This is a genomic window from Streptomyces sp. NPDC056161 (assembly GCF_042268025.1).
Classification (GTDB): Bacteria; Actinomycetota; Actinomycetes; order Streptomycetales; family Streptomycetaceae; genus Streptomyces.
This window is the reverse complement of sequence record NZ_JBHJUV010000145.1, coordinates 1-1171: the sequence shown is the minus strand read 5'-3', so window position 1 is coordinate 1171 and position 1171 is coordinate 1. Positions and strand designations below refer to the sequence as shown.

The following is a 1171-nucleotide window of genomic DNA, read 5'->3' as shown; positions in this document are numbered from 1 at the left end:
GGTGTTGAGTTGGGTGATGAGGGGGGCGATGGTGCGTCCTTCGCGGGTGGCGGTGGTCCAGTCGCGGGGTTTGAGCTGGTATTTCTCGGAGTCGAGGTATTCTTCGCCGCCTTCGTGGAGGGGGGTGTTCTCGCAGAGTTCGTAGCCGCTGTAGATGCCCCAGGTGGGGGAGAGGGTGGCGGCGAGGACGGCGCGGGTCTCGAAGGCGGGGCGGCCGCCGTGCTGGAGGTAGGCGTGGAGGATGTCGGGGGTGTTGGCGAAGAGGTTGGGGCGGAGGTAGGCGGCGGTTTCGCCGGTGAGTTCGGTGAGGTGTTCGGTGAGTTCTGTTTTGGTGTTGCGCCAGGTGAAGTAGGTGTAGGACTGCTGGAAGCCGATCTGGGCGAGGGTGTGCATCATGGCGGGGCGGGTGAAGGCTTCGGCGAGGAAGATGACGTCGGGGTCGGTGGTGTTGATGTCGGTGATGACGTGTTCCCAGAAGGCGGCGGGTTTGGTGTGGGGGTTGTCGACGCGGAAGATGCGGACGCCGTGGGTCATCCAGTGGCGCAGGATGCGGAGGGTTTCGGTGGTGATGCCGGTCATGTCGGTGTCGAAGGCGAGGGGGTAGATGTCCTGGTATTTCTTGGGGGGGTTCTCGGCGTGGGCGATGGTGCCGTCGGGGCGGTGGTGGAACCAGTGGGGGTGTTTGTCGACCCAGGGGTGGTCGGGGGAGCACTGGAGGGCGAGGTCGAGGGCGATTTCCAGGCCGAGTTCGTGGGCGTGGGTGACGAAGTGGCGGAAGTCGTCGAGGGTGCCGAGGCGGGGGTCGATGGTGTCGTGGCCGCCGTGGGGGGAGCCGATGGCCCAGGGGACGCCGACGTCGTCGGGGTGGGCGGTGAGGGTGTTGTTGCGGCCTTTGCGGTGGGTGGTGCCGATGGGGTGGATGGGGGGGAGGTAGACGACGTCGAAGCCCATGGCGGCGATGGCGTCGAGGCGGTGGGTGGCGGTGCGCAGGGTGCCGTGGGGTTGCGTGGGGGTGCCTTCGGAGCGGGGGAAGAATTCGTACCAGGAGCCGTACAGGGCGCGTTCGCGTTCCACGAGGAGGGGGAGCGGGTCGGAGGCGGTGACCAGTTCGCGCAGCGGGTGGCGGGCCAGGACCTCGTCCACCTCCGGCGCCAGCGCCGCCCCCAGCCGC

1 protein-coding gene is annotated in these 1171 nt (G+C 68.1%); it reads right to left on the bottom strand.

Going from position 1 to position 1171, the window contains the following annotated elements; genetic code table 11:
- Nucleotides 1-1171 (bottom strand): alpha-amylase family glycosyl hydrolase (locus ACFC09_RS45960; RefSeq protein ID WP_376539170.1); only part of this gene is annotated, 1171 nt, incomplete at both ends.